This is a genomic window from Streptomyces sp. DT224, assembly GCF_049844595.1.
Classification (GTDB): Bacteria; Actinomycetota; Actinomycetes; order Streptomycetales; family Streptomycetaceae; genus Streptomyces.
Genome location: NZ_JBNCLI010000020.1, coordinates 16,340 through 34,992 on the forward strand (window position 1 = coordinate 16,340; position 18,653 = coordinate 34,992).

The 18,653-nt window shown below is 73.2% G+C and carries 20 protein-coding genes and 1 pseudogene; 13 read left to right on the forward strand and 8 right to left on the reverse strand.

Annotated features, from left to right (window positions below):
• Positions 1-86 precede the first annotated feature (86 nt).
• The 3 genes from ACLQ2N_RS34870 to ACLQ2N_RS34880 all read left to right on the forward strand — a co-directional run bounded on the left by ACLQ2N_RS34870 (position 87) and on the right by ACLQ2N_RS34880 (position 2,853).
• Positions 87-425: a hypothetical protein gene (locus ACLQ2N_RS34870; RefSeq protein ID WP_425819605.1), complete on the forward strand. Its 339-nt coding sequence runs from the start codon at positions 87-89 to the stop codon at positions 423-425.
• Positions 419-1,255, forward strand: a complete 837-nt coding sequence (locus ACLQ2N_RS34875) for a hypothetical protein (protein WP_425819607.1) — start codon at positions 419-421, stop codon at positions 1,253-1,255. Before ACLQ2N_RS34870 ends, ACLQ2N_RS34875 begins: the two co-directional genes overlap by 7 nt.
• Before the next feature lie 101 nt (positions 1,256-1,356).
• Positions 1,357-2,853, forward strand: coding sequence for a tetratricopeptide repeat protein (locus ACLQ2N_RS34880; protein WP_425819609.1), 1,497 nt, complete (start codon positions 1,357-1,359; stop codon positions 2,851-2,853).
• A gap of 60 nt (positions 2,854-2,913) precedes the next feature.
• Here ACLQ2N_RS34880 and ACLQ2N_RS34885 read toward each other — a convergent pair whose 3' ends face one another.
• Both ACLQ2N_RS34885 and ACLQ2N_RS34890 read right to left on the reverse strand, forming a co-directional pair.
• Positions 2,914-3,549 (reverse strand): transposase, encoded by a 636-nt coding sequence (locus ACLQ2N_RS34885; protein WP_425819611.1) that lies wholly within the window; start codon positions 3,547-3,549, stop codon positions 2,914-2,916.
• 446 nt (positions 3,550-3,995) lie between these two features.
• On the reverse strand, positions 3,996-4,847 hold the full coding sequence (locus tag ACLQ2N_RS34890; RefSeq protein ID WP_425819613.1) for a hypothetical protein: 852 nt from the start codon (positions 4,845-4,847) through the stop codon (positions 3,996-3,998).
• 300 nt (positions 4,848-5,147) lie between these two features.
• On the opposite strand from ACLQ2N_RS34890, the pseudogene ACLQ2N_RS34895 reads away from it, so the two are divergent.
• Positions 5,148-5,303, forward strand: a pseudogene (locus tag ACLQ2N_RS34895) (TetR/AcrR family transcriptional regulator); the annotation flags it as partial.
• Between the two features lie 78 nt (positions 5,304-5,381).
• On the opposite strand, the gene ACLQ2N_RS34900 reads toward ACLQ2N_RS34895, so the two are convergent.
• A complete protein-coding gene (locus tag ACLQ2N_RS34900) occupies positions 5,382-5,672 on the reverse strand; it encodes a hypothetical protein (RefSeq protein ID WP_425819745.1) in 291 nt (96 codons plus the stop codon).
• A gap of 56 nt (positions 5,673-5,728) precedes the next feature.
• Here ACLQ2N_RS34900 and ACLQ2N_RS34905 point away from each other — a divergent pair, with 56 nt between their 5' ends.
• Positions 5,729-5,866 (forward strand): hypothetical protein, encoded by a 138-nt coding sequence (locus tag ACLQ2N_RS34905; protein ID WP_425819615.1) that lies wholly within the window; start codon positions 5,729-5,731, stop codon positions 5,864-5,866.
• Positions 5,867-6,520: 654 nt separating this feature from the next.
• Here ACLQ2N_RS34905 and ACLQ2N_RS34910 read toward each other — a convergent pair.
• Positions 6,521-7,405, reverse strand: a complete 885-nt coding sequence (locus ACLQ2N_RS34910) for a LysR substrate-binding domain-containing protein (protein ID WP_425819617.1) — start codon at positions 7,403-7,405, stop codon at positions 6,521-6,523.
• Between the two features lie 323 nt (positions 7,406-7,728).
• Positions 7,729-7,908, reverse strand: a complete 180-nt coding sequence (locus ACLQ2N_RS34915) for a hypothetical protein (protein ID WP_425819747.1) — start codon at positions 7,906-7,908, stop codon at positions 7,729-7,731.
• A 267-nt stretch (positions 7,909-8,175) separates the two neighbouring features.
• Here ACLQ2N_RS34915 and ACLQ2N_RS34920 point away from each other — a divergent pair, with 267 nt between their 5' ends.
• The 4 genes from ACLQ2N_RS34920 (at position 8,176) to ACLQ2N_RS34935 (ending at position 11,595) form a co-directional block, all read left to right on the forward strand.
• On the forward strand, positions 8,176-8,985 hold the full coding sequence (locus ACLQ2N_RS34920; protein ID WP_425819619.1) for an NmrA family NAD(P)-binding protein: 810 nt from the start codon (positions 8,176-8,178) through the stop codon (positions 8,983-8,985).
• Between the two features lie 83 nt (positions 8,986-9,068).
• Positions 9,069-9,737 (forward strand): hemerythrin domain-containing protein, encoded by a 669-nt coding sequence (locus tag ACLQ2N_RS34925; RefSeq protein ID WP_425819621.1) that lies wholly within the window; start codon positions 9,069-9,071, stop codon positions 9,735-9,737.
• Positions 9,734-10,267 carry a DUF1772 domain-containing protein gene (locus tag ACLQ2N_RS34930; protein WP_425819623.1) on the forward strand — a complete coding sequence of 178 codons (534 nt, stop codon included), beginning with the start codon at positions 9,734-9,736 and terminating at the stop codon, positions 10,265-10,267. The genes ACLQ2N_RS34925 and ACLQ2N_RS34930 overlap by 4 nt, the downstream gene beginning before the upstream one ends.
• A gap of 704 nt (positions 10,268-10,971) precedes the next feature.
• On the forward strand, positions 10,972-11,595 hold the full coding sequence (locus ACLQ2N_RS34935; RefSeq protein ID WP_425819625.1) for a DUF1772 domain-containing protein: 624 nt from the start codon (positions 10,972-10,974) through the stop codon (positions 11,593-11,595).
• Positions 11,596-11,656: 61 nt separating this feature from the next.
• On the opposite strand, the gene ACLQ2N_RS34940 is transcribed toward ACLQ2N_RS34935, so the two are convergent.
• Positions 11,657-12,151, reverse strand: coding sequence for a DUF1772 domain-containing protein (locus ACLQ2N_RS34940; protein ID WP_425819627.1), 495 nt, complete (start codon positions 12,149-12,151; stop codon positions 11,657-11,659).
• A gap of 146 nt (positions 12,152-12,297) precedes the next feature.
• Here ACLQ2N_RS34940 and ACLQ2N_RS34945 point away from each other — a divergent pair, with 146 nt between their 5' ends.
• Complete coding sequence (locus tag ACLQ2N_RS34945) at positions 12,298-12,879, forward strand: SMI1/KNR4 family protein (protein ID WP_425819629.1); 582 nt, start codon at positions 12,298-12,300, stop codon at positions 12,877-12,879.
• Positions 12,880-13,182: 303 nt separating this feature from the next.
• On the opposite strand, the gene ACLQ2N_RS34950 is transcribed toward ACLQ2N_RS34945, so the two are convergent.
• Both ACLQ2N_RS34950 and ACLQ2N_RS34955 read right to left on the reverse strand, forming a co-directional pair.
• Entirely contained in the window at positions 13,183-13,719 is a 537-nt protein-coding gene (locus ACLQ2N_RS34950; protein WP_425819631.1) for a pyridoxamine 5'-phosphate oxidase family protein, read from the reverse strand.
• 314 nt (positions 13,720-14,033) lie between these two features.
• Complete coding sequence (locus tag ACLQ2N_RS34955) at positions 14,034-15,587, reverse strand: MFS transporter (RefSeq protein ID WP_425819633.1); 1,554 nt, start codon at positions 15,585-15,587, stop codon at positions 14,034-14,036.
• A 115-nt stretch (positions 15,588-15,702) separates the two neighbouring features.
• Here ACLQ2N_RS34955 and ACLQ2N_RS34960 point away from each other — a divergent pair, with 115 nt between their 5' ends.
• The 3 genes from ACLQ2N_RS34960 to ACLQ2N_RS34970 all read left to right on the forward strand — a co-directional run bounded on the left by ACLQ2N_RS34960 (position 15,703) and on the right by ACLQ2N_RS34970 (position 18,575).
• A complete protein-coding gene (locus tag ACLQ2N_RS34960; RefSeq protein WP_425819635.1) occupies positions 15,703-16,626 on the forward strand; it encodes a TetR/AcrR family transcriptional regulator C-terminal domain-containing protein in 924 nt (307 codons plus the stop codon).
• A 10-nt stretch (positions 16,627-16,636) separates the two neighbouring features.
• The gene (locus tag ACLQ2N_RS34965) at positions 16,637-17,689 is read left to right on the forward strand and encodes a phosphotransferase family protein (protein WP_425819637.1); all 1,053 of its coding nucleotides are present in this window, start codon (positions 16,637-16,639) and stop codon (positions 17,687-17,689) included.
• 100 nt (positions 17,690-17,789) lie between these two features.
• Positions 17,790-18,575 carry a VOC family protein gene (locus ACLQ2N_RS34970; RefSeq protein WP_425819737.1) on the forward strand — a complete coding sequence of 262 codons (786 nt, stop codon included), beginning with the start codon at positions 17,790-17,792 and terminating at the stop codon, positions 18,573-18,575.
• Positions 18,576-18,653 lie beyond the last annotated feature (78 nt).

Below are 18,653 nucleotides of genomic sequence, written 5' to 3' on the forward strand. Positions count from 1 at the left end.
GGCATTGCTCCGGCCCTGAACTCCGGCGTCGGGGCGGCCTTCTCCGTCGACGCGGGCGGGCGGGCGGGCGTGAGCAGCTGGTCCTTGTGCAGGAGGTCCGGGACACGCCGCCGGACCGGGCCGGGGAGGCCGTGGACCGGCGCGCGCTGGTCCGCCGGATCCAGGAGACGGTCGGCGCCGAGTGCAACGTGCCGCTCGCCAACATCCTGCTCGTCCCCGCCGGCACCGTGCGGCGCACCACCAGCGGGAAGATCCAGCGGGCCCTGATGCGCACGCTCTTCCTGAAGGGCTCCCTGCCGGCCTGCCACGAGGTGCTCGATCCCGCCGTCGCGGCCCGCGTCGGGCGCCGCGGTGGCGAGTGCGCCGACCTCGGCGAGGACCTGCTGACTCCTGAACCGGCCGGGGGCGGGGGCGGCCGGTGGTGACCCCGCTCGCCATCGGCGACGCCCGGACCTGCGCGCAGGGCCTCGAGTTCGCGCTGGGCGACCCCGCCGATCCGGCCAACGCCGTCGGGTACGCGTCGCTGCTGACCGCCGACCGGGCCGCGGAGCGGTTCGCGCAGGGGGAGGAACTGCTCGACGGGCGAGGGGTGTCCGCCGAGTTCGTGCCCACGGAGCTCGGCGGCCGCCTCGACTCGTACGAGGACCTCGTCGCCGTCCTGCGCCCCGTCTTCCGCCGGGACGTCGGTCTCGCCATGGGCTACGGGATGACGAGCTGGATGGCCGCCTCCGACGTGTGGCTGGCGGGGACGCCGGAGCAGCGGGAATGGCTGGCCTGCCTGATGCTGTCCGGCGGCAAGGCCGCCATCGCGCAGCACGAGACCGCGCACAGCAACCACTACGTGCGCAGCCGGGTGACCGCCCGGCCCTCGGGCGGCGGCCTGCTGCTGAGCGGTGCCAAGCCACTGATCAACAACCTGGAGCGGGCCCGGGCGCTCGTCCTCTTCTGCCGCACGGACACCGCCGGCAGCCGCAGTCACTCGGCCCTGCTGCTCGACCCCGGCGCCCTCCCCGTGGACCGCGCCGTGCTGCTGCCCCGTCATGTCGCCGTAGGACTGCGCGGCTGCCGCTTCGCGGGGATCGACTTCGACGACTGCCCCGTTCCCGCCTCGGCCCTGCTCGGTCCCCTCCGCAGCGGGGTGACAACGGCCCTGAGCTGTCGAGCCCGGGCCCCTGGTCCAGCGCCTGGCCCGGAGGGGCACCGTCAGGAACCACCCCGGCCAGGGCAAGGTCCTCCTCGCGTGCTGGCCCGCTGACCTGCGCAACCGTCACCCAATGGGCGTTGACCCGCGCCCCGGTCACCGGCGATAGTGACGCGTCCGGCCGTCGCCGGTCGCTTCACAGGGTGGGGATCTTCATGCAGGACACCGGGCACGCGAACACGCCCGACAAGGCACAGCCGGCAGAGCCGGAGGCGGAGCAGCGGTCACCGGAGGCCGCCGCCGCGCTGGAAGCCGTACGGGACGCGCTCGCGGCCAAGCGCCGCGGCGAGGCCCGCGAGCGGGCCACCGCCGCACTGGAGGAGTACGGCCCCGACCCGGAGCTGTACGCACTGCTGGGCCGGGCGCATGTCGCCGAGGACGAGGACGACCACGACGACGAGGCCGAGCGCGTCTACCGCCGGGGCCTCGACGCCTTCCCCGACAACCTGGTCCTGCTCGCCGCGTACGCCGAGCTCTGCCGGGCCGCCGACGGACTGGAGCGCCCCGGCCGCGCCGCCCGCGCCGCGCAGCTCATGGCGCGGGTCGAGGAGCTGGCCCCCGGCTCGCCGGAGGCCCAGCGGCTCCGCGACCCGGCTCCGCTCTGGACGACGCAGAGCGCGACGCCCCAGCACTCCCTCGCCCACACCCAGCGCCACGACGTCCGCCAGGCCCTGGCCGCCGCCCCCGGCCTGGCCGAGGCGGCCCGACTCGCCGAGGAAGAGGCGGGGCAGCGCCCGTACAGCCTGCGCCTGGCCATCCGCGCCGAGACGCTCACCGCGTTCACCCGGCCCGGCCGCCCGCTGCTCCTGTGGCTGATCAGAGCACCGTATCTGAGCATCCTCGCCGTCCTGGCGGTGGGCGCCCTGACGCTCGTCCTCGACGCGTCGGCGCGCTGGTCGGTGTGGGCGGGTGCCGGCGCCGTGCTGGCCCTCGTCCCGTACCGGCTGCTCACCGTGCTGGAGAGCGGCGCCCGCATCCGTGCCATGGACCGCGTTGTGCCGCTCCCGGCCGGCACGCCCGAACCGGCGAGTCCGCCGGCCCCGCCGGGGCTGCGTGACTTCGCGGTGCTGGGCGCGGCGCTCACCCTCGCGGTGTTCGCGTTGGTCTCGCCGATGGCACTCAAGACCGTGCCGGCCGAGCCCAGGGACTACCCGCGCTACACGGTCACGCCGCCGCAGGAGTTCCGGGGTGAGTCGCTGGCCTCCGCCGTTCCGGTGGTGGACGGTGTCGGCTCCGATCTCGCGTCGCTGTGGACGGAGACCCTGGACGTCGAGGGCGCGTTCGCCTACCTCTACGGCGACCTGTCGGTCCTGGGCGACAGGAGCGGCCCGGGCGCCGTCATCGTCGGCGTGACCGGTGACTTCCGGGGCACCCCCGACGCGGTCCTGAAGGGATATGAGTTGGGGCTGTCGGAGTCGGACTCGACCATCAACGAGATCTGGCAGCCGGATGCCGGTCCGGGCGGGGGCAGGCTTCGCTGCGTCTCGTTCGCGGAGGACAGGGAGGCGACCGGCGCACATGTGGCGTGCAGTTGGGTGGACGACGGCAGTTACGGCACGGTCGTTATGAACGAACGCCTCGACCACGACGCCGCGGCGGAGGCCGCCCGCACGGCGCGGGACGCGGTGCTGCACGGTGGCGTACGCGCCTAGAAGACTGATGAAGATCTTGGGGCGGGGTGGTCCGGCTGTGAGGTCGGACCACCCCGCCGGTCATGCGCTGACGGTGGCGAGGTGCCAGGTGCCTTGGGTGTGGGTGAGTCCGAGGTTGATCAGTCGGCGGAGGTTGAGGGCGGCGGCTCGGGTGTGGAGCCAGAGGTCGTTCTTGATGGTTCCGCGGTAGCGGAGTCTGCGGTTGCCGTGGTGGACGATCCAGGCGACGGCGCGTTCGACCGGTGGCCGCCGGCGGCGGTAATCGGCCTGCCAGGCGGGGTCGGTGGCGGCCTGACGTCGGGCGGCTGCCTGGGTGTCGTGGTGCGGGCGGATGGTCAGGATGCGTCCGGCCCTGGCTGTGGTGCACCGTCCGCGCAAGGGGCATCCGATGCACAGATTCGTGAACTTGGCTGTGCGCTGCTGTCGTTGTCCCCCGGGCCTGGACAGGGGAACGGTGTGTCCGGCGGGGCAGGTCACCGTGCCGGTGGTGGTGTCGATGGTGAAGTCGTCGAGGGTGAAGCCGCCCGGGACAGCGGGCCGTAGTGGTGCGGGTTTGAGGAACAGCCGGTGTCCCGCCCGGTGCAGGGCCTGACGGGTCGGCCCGGTGGAATAGGCGGTGTCGCCGAAGGTGGCACGCACTCTCGCCGCACCGGCCGAGATCCCTCGTACGTCCAGTACGAGGGTCGCGGCCGGCACGCCGAGAGGCGGAGCTCCCCTGTTCGAGCGAAGCCGAGAACGTGGGGATGATGCACCGGACGCCCGGCGGCCGCCCTCCGGGCGACGAGGGGAGTTTGACGACAGTCCCCAGGCCGTAGTGCCCGCGAGCCGCGTCGCCGTCGCCCCCTCGATCGCGAAGGCGGTGGAGGCAGACCGGGGCGGTGTGGGCGGTCAGCCTCCGGGTGCTCCCCGAGCCGCAGGTGACGGCCACGACCGGATGGCCCGATCGAGCAGGCCCGCATCGAGCACCGCCATCAGGTCGACGTCTCCCGCTCTGAGGCCCTGCGCCGGGCCTGGGCTGAACACGCTGCCCGCCGGAGCGGGCGAGGGCGGTGTCGGCTGTCGTGGCACTGGCCGTCACCGCCCTGCTCGCCGTCGGTCTCAACCGGCCGGCGCCCTGAGCGGGCGCCGGCTCATGGTGCCGCTCAGCGGCTGCATCCGACGCGTTCCGTGGACAGCGCCAAGTCGTCCAGGCGCAGGTCGTAGGAGTCCGGGGTGGGATTGCCTTGGTAGAGCTGCCAGCCGATGCGGACGGTGTCGAAGGCGGGCAGGACGAAGTCCACCGGATTGCCTCCGTGCCGGGTGGTGGTGACGGTCATGTCGGGCTGGGGCTCGCCGTCGATCCATACCGCCACCCGGTTGTCCGAGGCGTCCACCTGCCATTCCAGGCACGTCCACTTCCCCGGTTCGGCCGGGGCGGACTCGCGCCAGTCGGTCCAGTCGCCGGTGGGACCGCCGTCGGAGCCGATGCCCCACAGCTGCACCCCGTTGCCGACGGCCGGTACGTACTGGCCGCCGATCGGTCGGACCACGCTGCCGTCGCCCCGGCCGGTGGCTTCCACCAGGGTGAAGTGGGCCCAGTCCGGAGCGGTGGGGAAGGCGTCGACCTTCACCCGCATCCGGCCGAAGAAGCTGTTGTCCGGGGCGGAGAACTCGTCGACCTCCAGGAACGCGTACCCGTTGCCCTCGGTGCGCACCCGGAGTACTTGGTCCGCGCCGCGCTCCCCGCCGTGTCCCCGGCCCCGCTCGCGTTCGACGGACAGTGCGCCGTTGCGGGTGTCCACGCCCCAGCGCAGGCTGGTGCCCGCGCCCCGCGGCAGCTCCTCGAAGTCCTCGCAGAACAGTAACGCCGGGTCGGGGGAACAACCGCCAATCGGCCGGCCGCCGTGGCGGTCGTGTGCCGGAGCGCCGCCGGTGGCGGTCACCACCGTGACGCCGGCCAGGGCGACGGCGATGAGCAGCCGGTGCAGCCGCCGGACGGAGAGGAGGTAGCGCATGCGAAGTTCTCCAATCGGGTGAGGCCGGAGGGACGCATGGGAGCGCTCGACGCATGGGAGCGCTCCCATGGATCGTCCGGCACCCTACGGCAACTGCTGCCCCCGCACCAGACGACTGCCGATACTGCGCCGGCACCGCCCGAGGCGACGGGGGCGGTGCCGCCTTCGAGGCTTTCTCGGGGAGCGTGGCCCCAGGGTCCCGCCCGCTATCACCGGCAGGCCCCGGGCACGAGCACCGGGCTCGACTGATCCCGCGCGGCGACAGCTGCCCCCGGGGAGGCGGAAGCCCGCTCAGCGGACGTGCCGCTGAGTACGACCCGGCAAACGATCCTCACCGCGGCCCGCGCCCGTTTCGCGGGCGACGGCTTCACCGGGACCCCGATCCGGCGGGTCGCGGCCGACGCCGGGGTGGACGCGTCACTGGTGATGCAGATCTTCCGGTCGAAGAACAAGCTGTTCGCCGCAGTCGTGTCCGTTCCTGCGGATGCTTTGATGCGCTTCAGCGAGGCGTTCGACGGGGCCGACGCCACACGTTCATTGCCGCCGCCGGCTGTGACCGGCCGTTCTGCCCAGAGGTGGGCCGGGCGCACAGCCACGGGCGGGGCCCCGGCGGTCAGGCGTGAGGAGGTAGGCGACCGCCATGTCGCTGAGTTCGTCCGCGTAGCGGCGCTGGGCCGTCTCGCCGGTCGCCGGGTCGGGGCGTACGGAGTTGTGGAAGCAGGCGCCGCGGTCCGAGGGCTTGGCGCCTCGTGCGCGCAGCAGTTCGGGCAACAGGTTGTTGCTGTCGGCGAAGGACTGCAGCTGGGCGTGCGCGTAGGCGTTCACGATGCCGGACAGCGACGACTCGCGCCCCGCTGCTCGCGGCGCACCCCGAGCGCTACGTGAGGGGCACCGACGACACCGGCGCGCTCGTGGGGGAAAACATCGGCCCCCACGTCTGCTCCTTCTACACGGGCGGCTGGGGCACGGCCGCGATGGCCTGGGCCGACGACGGGGCCGGTCGTCGGGCGGGCGGCTGATCCAGTTCGGCGACACCGCCGAAGGGTTCACCGCGAACCTCACGGTCTACGTCCCCACGTCCTGCCCGAAGGACGTCCTGGACCACCACCTGCGCCACTACGCCGTCGAGTGCACGAACTGGATCGTCGCTGCGGCGGCGGCCCACGCCTGAGCGGCGCGGGTGGCGCTCATCGCCGGTCGACGTCAACGACCGGATGCCGGGCGGCTCCGGTCTCGACGAAGCCACAGCCGCCCGTCATGCCCGAGCGATACACGTCGGGAATGTCGACGGACCGGAGTGGGACGTCCGTGTCTACGCGACGGGATCTTCACCGCCGTGATTCTCGGCAACCTTCCCAGGCCGTCGCGGACTGCGGGTTCTCCTGGTGGGAGCCTGACTTTCTCCGTCGTGGCGGATGCGGCCGTCGCCGCTGTCCTGAAGTTCGGCACGCACTCGATCGGGGGCGGCTACGGACTCACCGCGCTCGGGGTCATCCGCGGCATGCCCGCCCTCGGCTTGGACGGGGAACTGCCCTCCTCGTCCGTCGCCGACGTCGTCTCCGGGCGCATGCCCGAGAAGTGGGGTCGCCCCAGTTCGAGCGGAGCCGAGAGCTCGAAGACGCACCGGACACCGCGGACTGATGCACGAAGATGGGCTGGCGTCGCCGGTGCGGTTACAGGGTCAGTGGGCCGAGGTCTGCTGCCGTGGAGGCGAGTGTGCGGATGGTGTCGGTCTCTGTGTCGCTGCGCCAGCAGAATGCCCAGTGGCTGAGGGGTGCGTCGTGGATCGGGACGTAGGCGATGTCCGGGCGGGCGTAGTAGCGGGTTCCGTGTGCGAAGGCCGGGCAGACTGCCTCGCCGGTCGCGACGACGGCGAACAGTTGGGTGCCGTCCGACACGGACGGGCCGGCGGGGATGGGGCGGCCGCTCGGGGTCAGGGCGGGGATCAGGGCCTGACGCCAGTACGCGGGGGACGCTCCGGTGACCACGGCTTCGTCGGCCAGGTCCTCGTACGAGACCGAGGCACGGGCGGCCAGCCGGTGGGTGGCGGAGACGACGAGCACGACGGGCTCGGTGCATACGACCGGGCCGACGGTCAGGTCGGGCTCCTCGATGGGCAGCCAGACGAGCAGGACGTCGACGGTTGCGTCGCGCAACCGGGCGAAGGGGTCGTCGTAGGCCACGGCCCGGATCTGTACGGTGCAGCCCGGGCGCCGGGCGGCGAACTCGTCGAGTACCGGCCGCAGGTCACCGGTGTTGCTGGAGATCATGCCGAGCCGCAGCACATCTGGTGCGCCGCGGGCGGTCTGCGCGGCGCGCTCCAGGCCGTGACGCAGTGCCTGGTATGCGGGGAGAAGGTCGTCATGGAGCTGCTGTCCGAGCGGGGTCAGACGGACGTGGTGGCTGGTCCGTTCGAAGAGGGCGCCGCCGATGCCGCGTTCCTGCTTCTTGACCGCCTGGCTGACGCGGGCCGGTGTCACGTACAGGCGCTCGGCGGTGCGGCCGAAGTGCAGTTCCCGCGCCAGCGTCAGGAAGATCTCGATGTCCCTGAGTTCCACGCTCTCCTCCTCTGCGTTAACCCGCAGGTTAACGTGCCTGTCCCAGAGAGGCGTTGCCCGGAACGGGCCGCCGGCCGGAGGCTGGGGCAGCGCCCTGCCGGGCGCCTCGTAGTGGATCGTGGGAAGAACTCGGCATGCGACACCTCCAGACCGGCACGATGCTGCCTGCGGCTGCGGGGCCGGGTGGCGGCCGCCGGCTGCACCACCCCGATCACCCCGGAGATCATGCCGGCCACCGACGTCCGGCACGGCGCCCTGGAGCTGTGGCGCGGCCCGGCGCTCCAGGACTGCCGCGGGGGGCCGGTGCCCCGAGGCGTCGTACTTCAACGCGGGCCGAGCCCGAGGCGGCCAGTGACCCTCGTCAGCGCGGCGAACGCGTCGGTCACCGTCATGTGCAGCGAACCGGTGATCCGGGCACCCGCGCTCGGCGCGCAGGTGCGCTGGGCCTCCTGCGACATCTTCTCGACCCTGTCCAGGCCGAAGGCCCGTACAAGCCCGACCACTACCGCTACTGACCCGCCACCGTACGAGGTGACCGCCCAGAGTCCCCCTGGAGAACCGCTGGAGACAAGGCCCGGTGACATGGCTCGTCCGGCGAAGGGCTGCCTACGCTGCGGATGAAGGCCGTACCCGACGGTCCTTCCCCAGCCGCCCCCACCGGACAGCGCCGCCACCGCCGCCACCGTGCGGACCCCACCACCCTCCGCACGCGACCACTGCCTCACGACGAGAACCACACCACCACGCAGGCCACGACAGACGGGACGAACATGACGAACACGACCCTTGTGATCGGCGGCACGGGCAAAACCGGGCGGCGGGTCGCCGAGCGGCTGTCCGCCAAAGGGCTCCCCGTACGCATCGGATCGCGCTCCGGCACGCCCCCCTTCGTCTGGGAGGACCCCGCGACCTGGGACGCCGCCCTCGACGGGGTGAGCGCCGTCTACATCACCTACTACCCCGACCTCGCCTTCCCGGGGGCCGCCGAGACCGTCGGCGCGTTCGCCAAGGCCGCTGTCGCCAAGGGGGCGCGCCGCCTAGTGCTGCTGTCCGGGCGCGGCGAGGAGGGCGCGGTCATCAGCGAGGACAAGGTGAAGGAGTCCGGCGCGGACTGGACCGTCGTCCGCGCCAGCTGGTTCAACCAGAACTTCAGCGAGAGCTTCTTCCACGACCTGGTCATGGCCGGCGAGATCGTCCTGCCGACCGGGGACGCGGTGGAGCCCTTCGTGGACGCCGACGACATCGCGGACGTCGCCGTCGCCGCGCTCACCGACGACGAGCACATCGGCAAGACGTACGAGCTGTCCGGCCCGCGCCTGCTCAGCTTCGGCGACATCGCCCAGGAGCTGGGCAAGGCCACCGGCCGCACCATCACGTACATCCCCGTCAGCGTGGACGAGTACCGCCAGGCCCTGGAGGAGAACGGGCTCCCCGTCGAGTTCGCCGACCTGTTCGGGCTGATCCTCGACGGCCGCAACGCCCACCTCGTGCACGGGGTCGAGGAGGCCACCGGCCGCAAGCCGAAGGACTTCGCAGACTTCGCCCGGGACGCCGCCGCCAGCGGCGTCTGGAACGCCTGACCGACACCGGGACCCGCGGGGCGGGCGGCCGCACACCGCGGCCGCCCGTCCCCGTCCCACCCCCCCCGCGTGAGGAGGCACCCATGACCGGTACCGAACCGATGACGAGCGAACACCTCCCGTCGCTGCCCGGGCACTTCCACGGATTCGCGCTGATGCACATCGCGATGCGCCGCGACGCCGCCCGGCTCGTCGACGTCGCACACTCCGGGCCCGGCACCCCCACCGGCGGTGTGGTCACCTGGTGGCACAGCCTGCGCGAGGTGATCGACTGGCACCACCACAGCGAGGACGCCGTCCTGTGGCCCGGGCTGCGGCGCACCGTCCCCGGCTTCGCACAGGCCGCCGACGCCATCGACGGCGACCACCAACGCCTCGACGCGGCGATGGACGCCGTCGGCGCAGCCCTCCGCCCGGGCACCGGCCCCGCAGCGCTGCGCCCCGCCGCCGACGCTTTCGCCGCCGTCCTGCGCGACCACCTCGCCGCCGAGGAACGCATCGCCTTTCCCGCCTTCACCGCGCTCGGCGCCGCCCGCTACGCCTCCCTGGAACGGCGGTTGCTGCGCACCGCCCCGCCCGGCGTGCTCGGCCGGCTCCAGCCCTGGATGTTCGACGGGGCCGGCCCCGCCGCCGCGGCCCAGGTCGCCGCGACCATCCCGCCGCCGGTACGGCTGCTCGGCCGCACGGTGCTGCGCCGCCGCTACGAACGCCTGCTCGCCCCCGTACTGCGTACCGCCGAGGAGAAGCCATGACCGCCACCGCGCCGACCACCTCGCTCCCGGCCCGGCCGGGCGGACGCACCGAAGCCTCGCTCTACGCGGCCACCATCGCCATGGGGCTGAGCGCGGGCCTGTACTTCGCGTTCGACGTGTCCGTCATGCCCGGGCTCGACCGTACCGACGACGCGGCCTTCGCGAGCGCCATGGGACACATCAACGACGCCATCGAGAACGGCTTGTTCGGGCTTGTCTTCTTCGGCGCGTTCCTGGCCACCGGGGTCTCGGGCGTCTCCCTGCGCCGCCTCGGCCACACCCGCGCCGCCCGCTGGACCTGGGCGGCGCTCGCCCTGTACTCGGCGGCCGTCGCCGTCACGATGAAGGTCAACATCCCCCTCAACCGGCAGCTCGCCCGGCTGACCGCGGAGGCGTCCGGACCCGAGATCGCCGTGATCCGCGACCGGTTCCGCGGCGCCTGGACGCCGGCCAACGCCGCCCGCACCCTGGCCTGCACGGCGGCCCTCGGCTGCCTGGGCCGGGCGCTCACGCTGCGGGCCCGCGCCTGATCCCTACGTGGAAGGGCGGCCGGCCCCCGCCCGGGACCGGCCTCACCGAGTGGTTCACTCTGCTGTTGTGGCTTGTCGGCGGACTCGTCCGGGCTGGCCGGTGTGGGTGGGAAGGGGTTTTGTCGCCTCTGGCTGCGTGGTGTCGGTGTGGGCATTGCGGTCTGTGGCGGCGAGGGCTGTTTCGGCGCCCCTGTGGTGGCCGGATGGGCCCGGGCCTGGCTCACCGGGCCTGGCCGCCCGGGCCCCTCGCACTTTTTCTGTCACGGATGCCGCTTCTTCCGTGGCGGGGCTTGGCTTGCGGCAGGTGGGGATTGTTCGGGTTCGTGTGGTCGTGGTCTGCGTGCACTGTCAGCGGGGCGGGGAGGGTTCCTGTTCGTTTTCCGTCGGCTGTTTGTGCCGGGTGCGTAGCGCGTCCATGGTGCGGGGCAGGGCGGCCGGGGTGTTCCGGGTGGGGTGCGGCGAGCGGGAGCCGGTCGGTGTGCAGTGAGGGCTGGGTGTACGGGCACACCGGACCGCTGCGCCCCAGCCGGCCCGTCGCACCCGGGCACGCCCGTTCGAGTATCACTCGGTGTTCGCTGGAGGAACGCTCGTGATCCTGTCGGGGGCGGCCTCCGCGCCCGCGGCGGGGCAGGAGCGCCTCTATCCTCGTCAACAGCGCGCCTCGGCACCCCACTTACGAACCGGACAAGAGCGAGGACGTACCGATGACACCCAATCCGTATCCGCAGCAGGGCCCCGCCGGCGCGCAGGCGCCGTACCAGCAGCCGTGGGGTCAGCCCGCCGCGCCCGTGCCGCCGCGGGCCGACCGCCCCAACAAGGCCGTGGGCTGGCTGCACATGATCTCGGTGATCACGCTCGGGCTCATGGCGGGCCTGTTCTTCGCCTTCGACGTCTCGGTCATGCCCGGCCTCGCCAAGACCGACGACCGCACCTACGTGGCCGCGATGCAGCAGTTCAACGCGGAGATCGACGGCAACGGCCTGTTCGTGCTCATCTTCATGGGGGCCATCGTCGCCGCGGGCCTCGCCGCGTTCCTGGAGTTCCGCCGGGGACGAAAGACGATCGCCCTGTGGGCCGGTCTCGCCGCCGTCCTCTACCTCGTCGTCCTGATGCTGACGATGGGCGTCGAGATCCCGCTCAACAACCAGCTCGCCGACCTCGGCGACCCGGCCGGGATCCACGATTTCTCCCTGGTCGACAAGTTCAAGGGGACCTGGGAGACCGTCAACATCTTCCGTACGCTCCTGAACACGGCGGCCCTGGGCTGCGCGGCGTACGCCGCCAGGCTGCACGGCCGCGCGGAGGCGCTGCTGTCCGCCGGCCGCTGAGCCGACGGGCCCCGGGGAGGGCGGGTACGGGCGCGGGCCCCGTACCCGCCCTCCCGTGTGTTCAGCTGCCGCCGTGCAGGACGAGAGCCCAGCACAGCAGCCCGGTGGCGGCGGTGCACAGCAGTGTGCGCAGCACGTTCCCGCGTGCCCAGCCCTCCTCGAACGCCGCCCGCACCGTCTCGGGCCGCGCGATTGCGTCCACCGGGCCCGCGGTCTCCAGCGCGTTGTTCAGCGGGATGTTCAGGCGGCTGGTGACACCCATCGACGCGATGTAGCAGACGAGCGCCGCGACGGTCGGCACCACCGCGTCCCGGTCCCCGCCGCCGAACTGGAGCCCGACCGCGAGCCCCGTGAACACCAGGGCCCCGATGTAGCCGAGCACGAACCACCCGTTGAGGATGGCCACGTTGACCCGCTGCATCACATCGATGAACGTACGGTCCCCCGCACCGCGCAGCGCCGGCATCACGGAGATCGCGAAGCCGTAGAACAGCCCGCTGACCAGCCCCGTCGTCACGGTGGCCGCGATGAGCGCGAGCGTTTGTGCGATCTGCATTGCCTGACCCTTCAGCTTCTGCCGGTGCGGCGGTGCTTGCGCAAGTCAACTCTCCTCTGCGCAAAGGGAATGCAACAGGAAGGTCAAGGACAACAGGGTACGGGGGCGGCCGTGGCGGCGGGGGCCTGTTGTGACACCCTGCGCGGGTGGAAGACGATCTCGTCGGTACGCAGGCCCCCGCCCGCCGCCTCACCGACCCCGCCGGGGCGCTCGCGGAACTCGAACGCGTGCTGCCCGCTCTCGCGGCGCACCGCCTTCCGGCCCCGCCGGGGGTCGACTGGCCCCGCCTGGAAGCCGCCCTGGGGACGGCGCTGCCCGCCGACTACAAGCTCCTGTGCGACCGCTACCCGACGTTCGTGCTGAGCGACTTCCTGCATGTGGGCGGCCCGGTCCCGGGCAGCGAAGCGGTCTGGGCCGAGGACACCGACGACCTGGAGACCCTGGCCGAGTGGTGCGAGGACGCCGACCTGACCGTCCCCCTGCACCCGTACCCCGCCCCCGGCGGCCTGCTGCCCTGGTCGTCCTCGTACGACGGCGACTACTTCCTCTGGTCCACCAGCCCGTCGGGCCCGCAGGAATGGACGGTGACCGTCGCCTCGCGCAACGGCGCCTGGTGGCACTACACCGGCGGTGCGGTGCAGTTCCTGGCCGACCTGGCCGGCGGCGCTCTGGAGTGCTGGGGTCTGCCGAGGATCCGGCCGGAGATCACCTGGGTCCGGCGGCCGTAGCGCGTCAGGGCCGCAAGCGGGTCTGGCTGAACGCCTCGCCCCGGCCGAACGCGAGGACCTTCACCGGCCGGACGGCGAACACCGGGACGACCGCACCCGGCTCCCGGGGGGGTCTCCGGCCGGAGATCACCTGGGTCCGGCGGCCGTAGCGCGTCAGGGCCGCAAGCGGGTCCGGCTGAACGCCTCGCCCCGGCCGAACGCGAGGACCTTCACCGGCCGGACGGCGAACACCGGGACGACCGCGCCCGGCTCCCGGGGGGGGGCTCCGGCCGGAGATCACCTGGGTCCGGCGGCCGTAGCGCGTCAGGGCCGCAAGCGGGTCCGGCTGAACACCTCGCCCCGGCCGAACGCGAGGACCTTCACCGGCCGGACGGCGAACACCGGGACGACCGCACCCGGCTCCCCGGAGCTCTCCGGCTGGGGACCCTCCGGCCGGTGCCGGAAACCGCCCTCGGCCACGTCGTACGGCCACCGGATCTTCGCCATCCACAGCTCCGCGAGCCGCTCCAGCACCGCGCGCTCGGCGACCCGCACCGCCGGCCCCTCGACGACCACGTCGAGCCCGCGCTCGTACACGTTGTTGCCCGTCGTCAGGACGCAGTTCGGATTGCGGGTGAGGTTGCGGCCCTTCTGCTCCTCCAGCCCCGTCGAGAAGTACAGCGCCCCGTCGAGCCGCACCGCCGGCAGCGGCGTCACATGCGGACGCCCGTCCGGCCGGACCGTCGAGAGCCAGAACATCTGCGCCCGCTCCAGGACGGCCACCACCTCGGTCCACGGGGTCGCCGTGGCACCGGCACTGCTGTAGTCGGGATGCAGCTCGGCCACCGGTTCGCTCATCACGGCTCCGCCCTCGACGCGCTCCTGGGAAACCCCCGGTCTGCGCGGCGGCCACGGCCCCCGCCCGCCCGCGGGGCCGCCCGCGGCCCCGGGGTTTCCCCGGAACAGTCCAGAACAGGCCCGGCGCCGGGGCGTGGGCCACCGGCTGCTGGAAGCCGTGACGGCCCTGTGCACCTCCCCGAAGCTGTTCACCTCGGCCAACGTCTCCAACCACCCGATGCAACGCCTGCTCCAACGCGCCGGCTGGACCCCGGCGGGCCTCCTCCATGGTCTGGACGAGGGCGACCCGGAGCTCTTCTACCGCTACGGGCCGCGCCCTACCCCACCTTTGCCGATTCCCGCTCGTCCCGGGCGCCCGCCGTCCCGCCCGCACCCCGCAGCCGGGTGAGCGACAGCAGACCGGCCCCGGCCATGACGGCGGCCGCACCGAAGGCCGCGACGCTCATCCCGTGCGTGAAGGCGTCGCGCGCGGCCCTCAGCACGGCGTCGGCGGACGCGCGCGGCAGCTGCGCCGCGACGGCCATGGCACCGCCCAGCGTCTCGCGTACGGCGTCGGCCTGCGGCACGCCGGAGGGCAGCGCGTCCGCCATGTCCCGGCTGTAGGTTGCCGCGCCGACGGAGCCCAGGATCGCCATGCCCAGCGCGCCGCCCAGCTCCTGGCCCGACTCCAGCACGGCCGCCGCCGACCCCGCGCGCTGCGGCGGGGCCGCGCCCAGGGCGAGTTCGTTGGCCAGTGTCATCGCGGCCACCAGGCCGCCCGCGTACAGGGAGGCGCCGGTGAGGGTGAACCAGAGCGCCGAGTCCGTCCGGACCTGGGACAGCCAGAGGAACCCGCACGCGGAGACGAGGAATCCGCCGCCCATCACATACGCCCGGTCGGCCCGTTGCGCGAGGGCCGCCCCGGCCGGGGCCGCGACCGCAACCCCGGCGGCCGGCACCAGGCTCCACAGCGCGGCGCGGAACGGGCTCAGACCGAGGACCGACTGCAGGTACTGGGTGAGGAAGACGGCCATCCCGACCGTGGCGAACATCGCGAGGAGGTTGGCGAGCACCGGCCCGCCGAAGGACCGCCGGCCGAGCAGCCCGAGGTCGACCATCGGATGCGGGAGGCGACTTTGCCGGCGTACGAACACGGCACCGAGCACCAGCCCCGCACCGACGGCCGACGCGGGCAGCGGCTCGTAGCCGTGCCGGGCCCACTCCTTGATCCCGTAGATGACCGGCAGCAGGGCACCGAGGGACAGCGCCGCGCTCAGCGGGTCGAAGCGCGCGCTCCTCGCCGGCCGGGACTCCGGCACCAGGAACGGCACCAGCACGAGCAGCAGTGCCATGGCGGGCACGTTGACCAGGAAGACCGAGCCCCACCAGAAGTGCTCCAGCAGCAGACCGCTGACGACGGGGCCGAGCGAGATGCCCGTCGTCATGACGGCGGTCCACAGGCCCACCGCCCGGCCGCGCTGCCGGCCGTCGTGGAAGAGGTTGCGGATCACGCCGAGCGTCGACGGCATCAGCGCGGCGCCACCGACCCCCAGCAGCGCACGTACGGCGATGAGCACCTGCGCCGTATGCGCGTACGCCGCAGCCGCCGAGGCCACCGCGAAGACGGCCGCCCCCACGAGCACCAGCCTGCGCCGGCCGAGCCGGTCACCGAGCGCGCCCATCGGGACGAGCAGCCCGGCGAGCACGAAACCGTACATGTCGAGGACCCACAACTGCTGGGTGGCGCTGGGTTCCAGGTCCTGGCTGATGGAGGGGATCGCGAAGTACAGGACGGAGACGTCCATCGAGACGAGAGCCACGGGGAGCATCAGGACGCCGAGGGCGGTCCATTCCTTGCGCCCCGCGCGGGGGCCGGGTGTGTTGTTCTCCATGGGCAAAAGAGAAGCGAGGCACCGGCGTACACCGCAAGCGGCGGCCTAGTGCACCTGTCAATACGCCTGGTGCCCTGCCCTGTTGACCCGTGCGGTGCACTAGTACAGTACGCCCATGGCCAAGGAACCGCCCTACCTCCGCATCGCCGGGGACATCCGGCGCCGCATCGCCTCCGGCGAGCTGGCGCCCGGGGACCGTGTCCCCTCCACCCGGCGCATCACGCAGGAGTGGGGCGTCGCCATGGCGACCGCGACGAAGGCGCTCGCCGCCCTGAACCAGGAGGGCCTGGTGTGCGCGGTGCCCGGCGTCGGCACCGTGGTGGCCGAGACCGGACGCACCCGCCCCCCGGCCCCGGCGCACGGCCTCACCCGCGACCGCATCGTGCACGCCGCGATCGCCCTCGCCGACGCCGAAGGGCTGCCCGCGCTCTCCATGCGCCGGATCGCCACCGACTTCGGGGTGTCCACCATGGCGCTCTACCGCCACGTCCCGAGCAAGGGAGAACTCGTACGCCTGATGTCGGAGACGGTGTTCGAGGGCGAACCGCCGGGCCCGCGCCCGTCCGGCTGGCGGGCCCGGCTGGAGCGTGAGGTGCGATGGCTGTGGAGCCTGTACCTGCGCCACCCGTGGATGGCGCGCGCCCTGTCCGCCCTCACCCGCCCGTCGGCCTCGCCGCACGCGATGCGCTACACCGAGCGGATCCTCAGCACCCTCAAGGGCCTGGGCCTGACCCCGACCCAGATGATCCACGTGCACCTGGCTCTCCTCGGTTACGCGCAGGGCATCGCCGCGGCCGTCGAGCTGGAGTCGCAGGCATGGCAGGAGACCGGGATGACCCCCGAGGAGTGGCTGGCCACCCACGAGACCCGGATGGAGACGATCCAGATCACCGGCTCCTATCCGACCCTGTCCACGCTCTTCGGCGACGAGGGCTTCGACCTCGAACTCGACACGCTCTTCTCCTTCGGCCTCGAACGGCTGCTGGACGGGGTGGCCGTACTCGTCGAGCGGTCCCGGGGCGCCCGAGCAGACCCGTAGGCTCGGCTCCATGCCGGACCCCCTTTTGCTCACCGACCCCCTGCTCTGCGCCCTGGGCGGCATCCCCGCACAGGCCGAGCCCCTGGACAGCAGCCCCCGCTCCCGGGTGTGGCGGGTGCGGGCGGGGGACGGGCGGCCCGTGATCGTCAAGCAGATCACCGACGACGGGGACACCACCGCCGACGCGGACGCGCGCTTCGCCCGGGAGACCGCCGGACTGCGCCTCGCGGGACGCGGCTCCGCGGCCCCCGCGCTGCTCGCCACGGACCCGGCCGCGCGGATCATGCTCCTGGAATACGTGGACGACCTCGGCCGCACCGACGACTGGATGCCGGGGTACGCCGACGCGCTCGCCCGGCTGCACGCCCTGACCGGGCCCGCCGACGCGGGCGCGCTCCCGGCCTGGTCCGGCCCCACGGCCGCCGACGCGGACTCCTTCCTCGCCCTCGCCCGCGCGCTCGACGTGCCCGTGCCGGCCGCCGTCCCGGACGAACTCGCCGGGCTCCTGGAACGGCTCGACCCCGCCGGGCACCACGCCCTGCTCCACGGCGACCCCTGCCCCGGCAACGACCTGCGCACCCCGGACGGCGTCCGCTTCGTCGACTTCGAGCGGGCCGCGCTCGGCAACGGCCTGGTCGAGCTCGCGTACTTCCGCATCGGCTTCCCCACCTGCTGGTGCGCCCTGTCGGTCACCGCCGCGCCGCTCACGGAGGCCGAGGCCGTCTACCGGACCACCTGGCGCGACCTCACCGGCCGGGACGTGCCGGGCGACCTCGCCGACGCGTGCGCCGGCTGGCTCATCCAGGGCGACGCGCTGGTCGAACGGGCCCGGCGGGGGACGGCCGACCAGCTCGCCCGGGTGCCCGCCGAGGACTTCGAGTGGGGGTACGTCTCCGCCCGCGAACGCCTCGTGCACCGCCTGGGCGCCGTCGCGGACCTGGCCCGCGACCACGACCGTCTGCACGCGCTCGGCGGTCTCGCCTCCTCCCTGGCCGCCCGCCTGCTGGAGAACTGGCCGGCCCTGCGTCCGCTGCCCACGCCGGAGGCGCGGCCCTGGTACTGAACGGGCTGTCACCCGTACGGGCCGATTCCGCTCGCGCGGGGTGCGGGTAAGGAGGGCCCGTCCACCCCCGAGCAGCCTCCCGGAGGCACCCGTGCCCGAAATGAACGACCCCTACCGGCCCGGCACCCCCTGCTGGATCGACCTGATGGTCCCCGACCAGCAGGCGGCCATCGACTTCTACTGCGACCTCTTCGGCTGGCAGGGCGAGGCGGGCCCGGCCGAACACGGCGGCTACGCCGTCTGCACCCTCAAGGGCAAGCCGGTCGCCGGGATCATGAAGGCGATGAACCAGGACGGCACGGTGCCGGACCCGATGCCTCCGGCGGAGTGGACCACGTACCTGTCGACCGACGCCGTCGACGCCACGCTCACGTCCGTCACCGACGCCGGCGGCACGGTCGTCGTGCCCCCGATGGACGTCATGGACCTCGGCCGCATGGCCGTGTTCGCCGACCCGGCGGGCGCCGTCCTCGGCCTCTGGCAGCCCGGCACCTTCGGCGGCGCGGGCATCGTCAACGAGCACGGCGCGCTGGTCTGGAGCGAGCTGACCACCCCCGACCCGGACGCGGCGTCCGCGTTCTACTCCGCCGCCCTGCCGGTGACGGCGACCCCCTCCGAGATGGAGGGCGCCGACGGCTACGTCGAGTTCCAGGTCGAGGGGCGGGCGGTAGGCGGCATGATGGACATGAGCAAGGTGCCGCCCGGTGTCTCGCCGCACTGGCAGCCCTACTTCGCGGTGGACAGCGTGGACGACATCCAGTCGGCCGCCGTCCGCGCCGGCGGCACGGTCCTGGCCCCCGCCTTCGACATGGTCGCCGGCCGCATGGCGGTCCTGGCCGACCCGCAGGGCGGGGCTTTCTCGGTCATCGCGCCGAAGATGTCGTAGTAATCGGCCCGACGGGGCGCGGGGAGAACGTCGGTCCCCCGCGCCCGACGCCGTATGCGTACGCGCGTGCGAGGATCG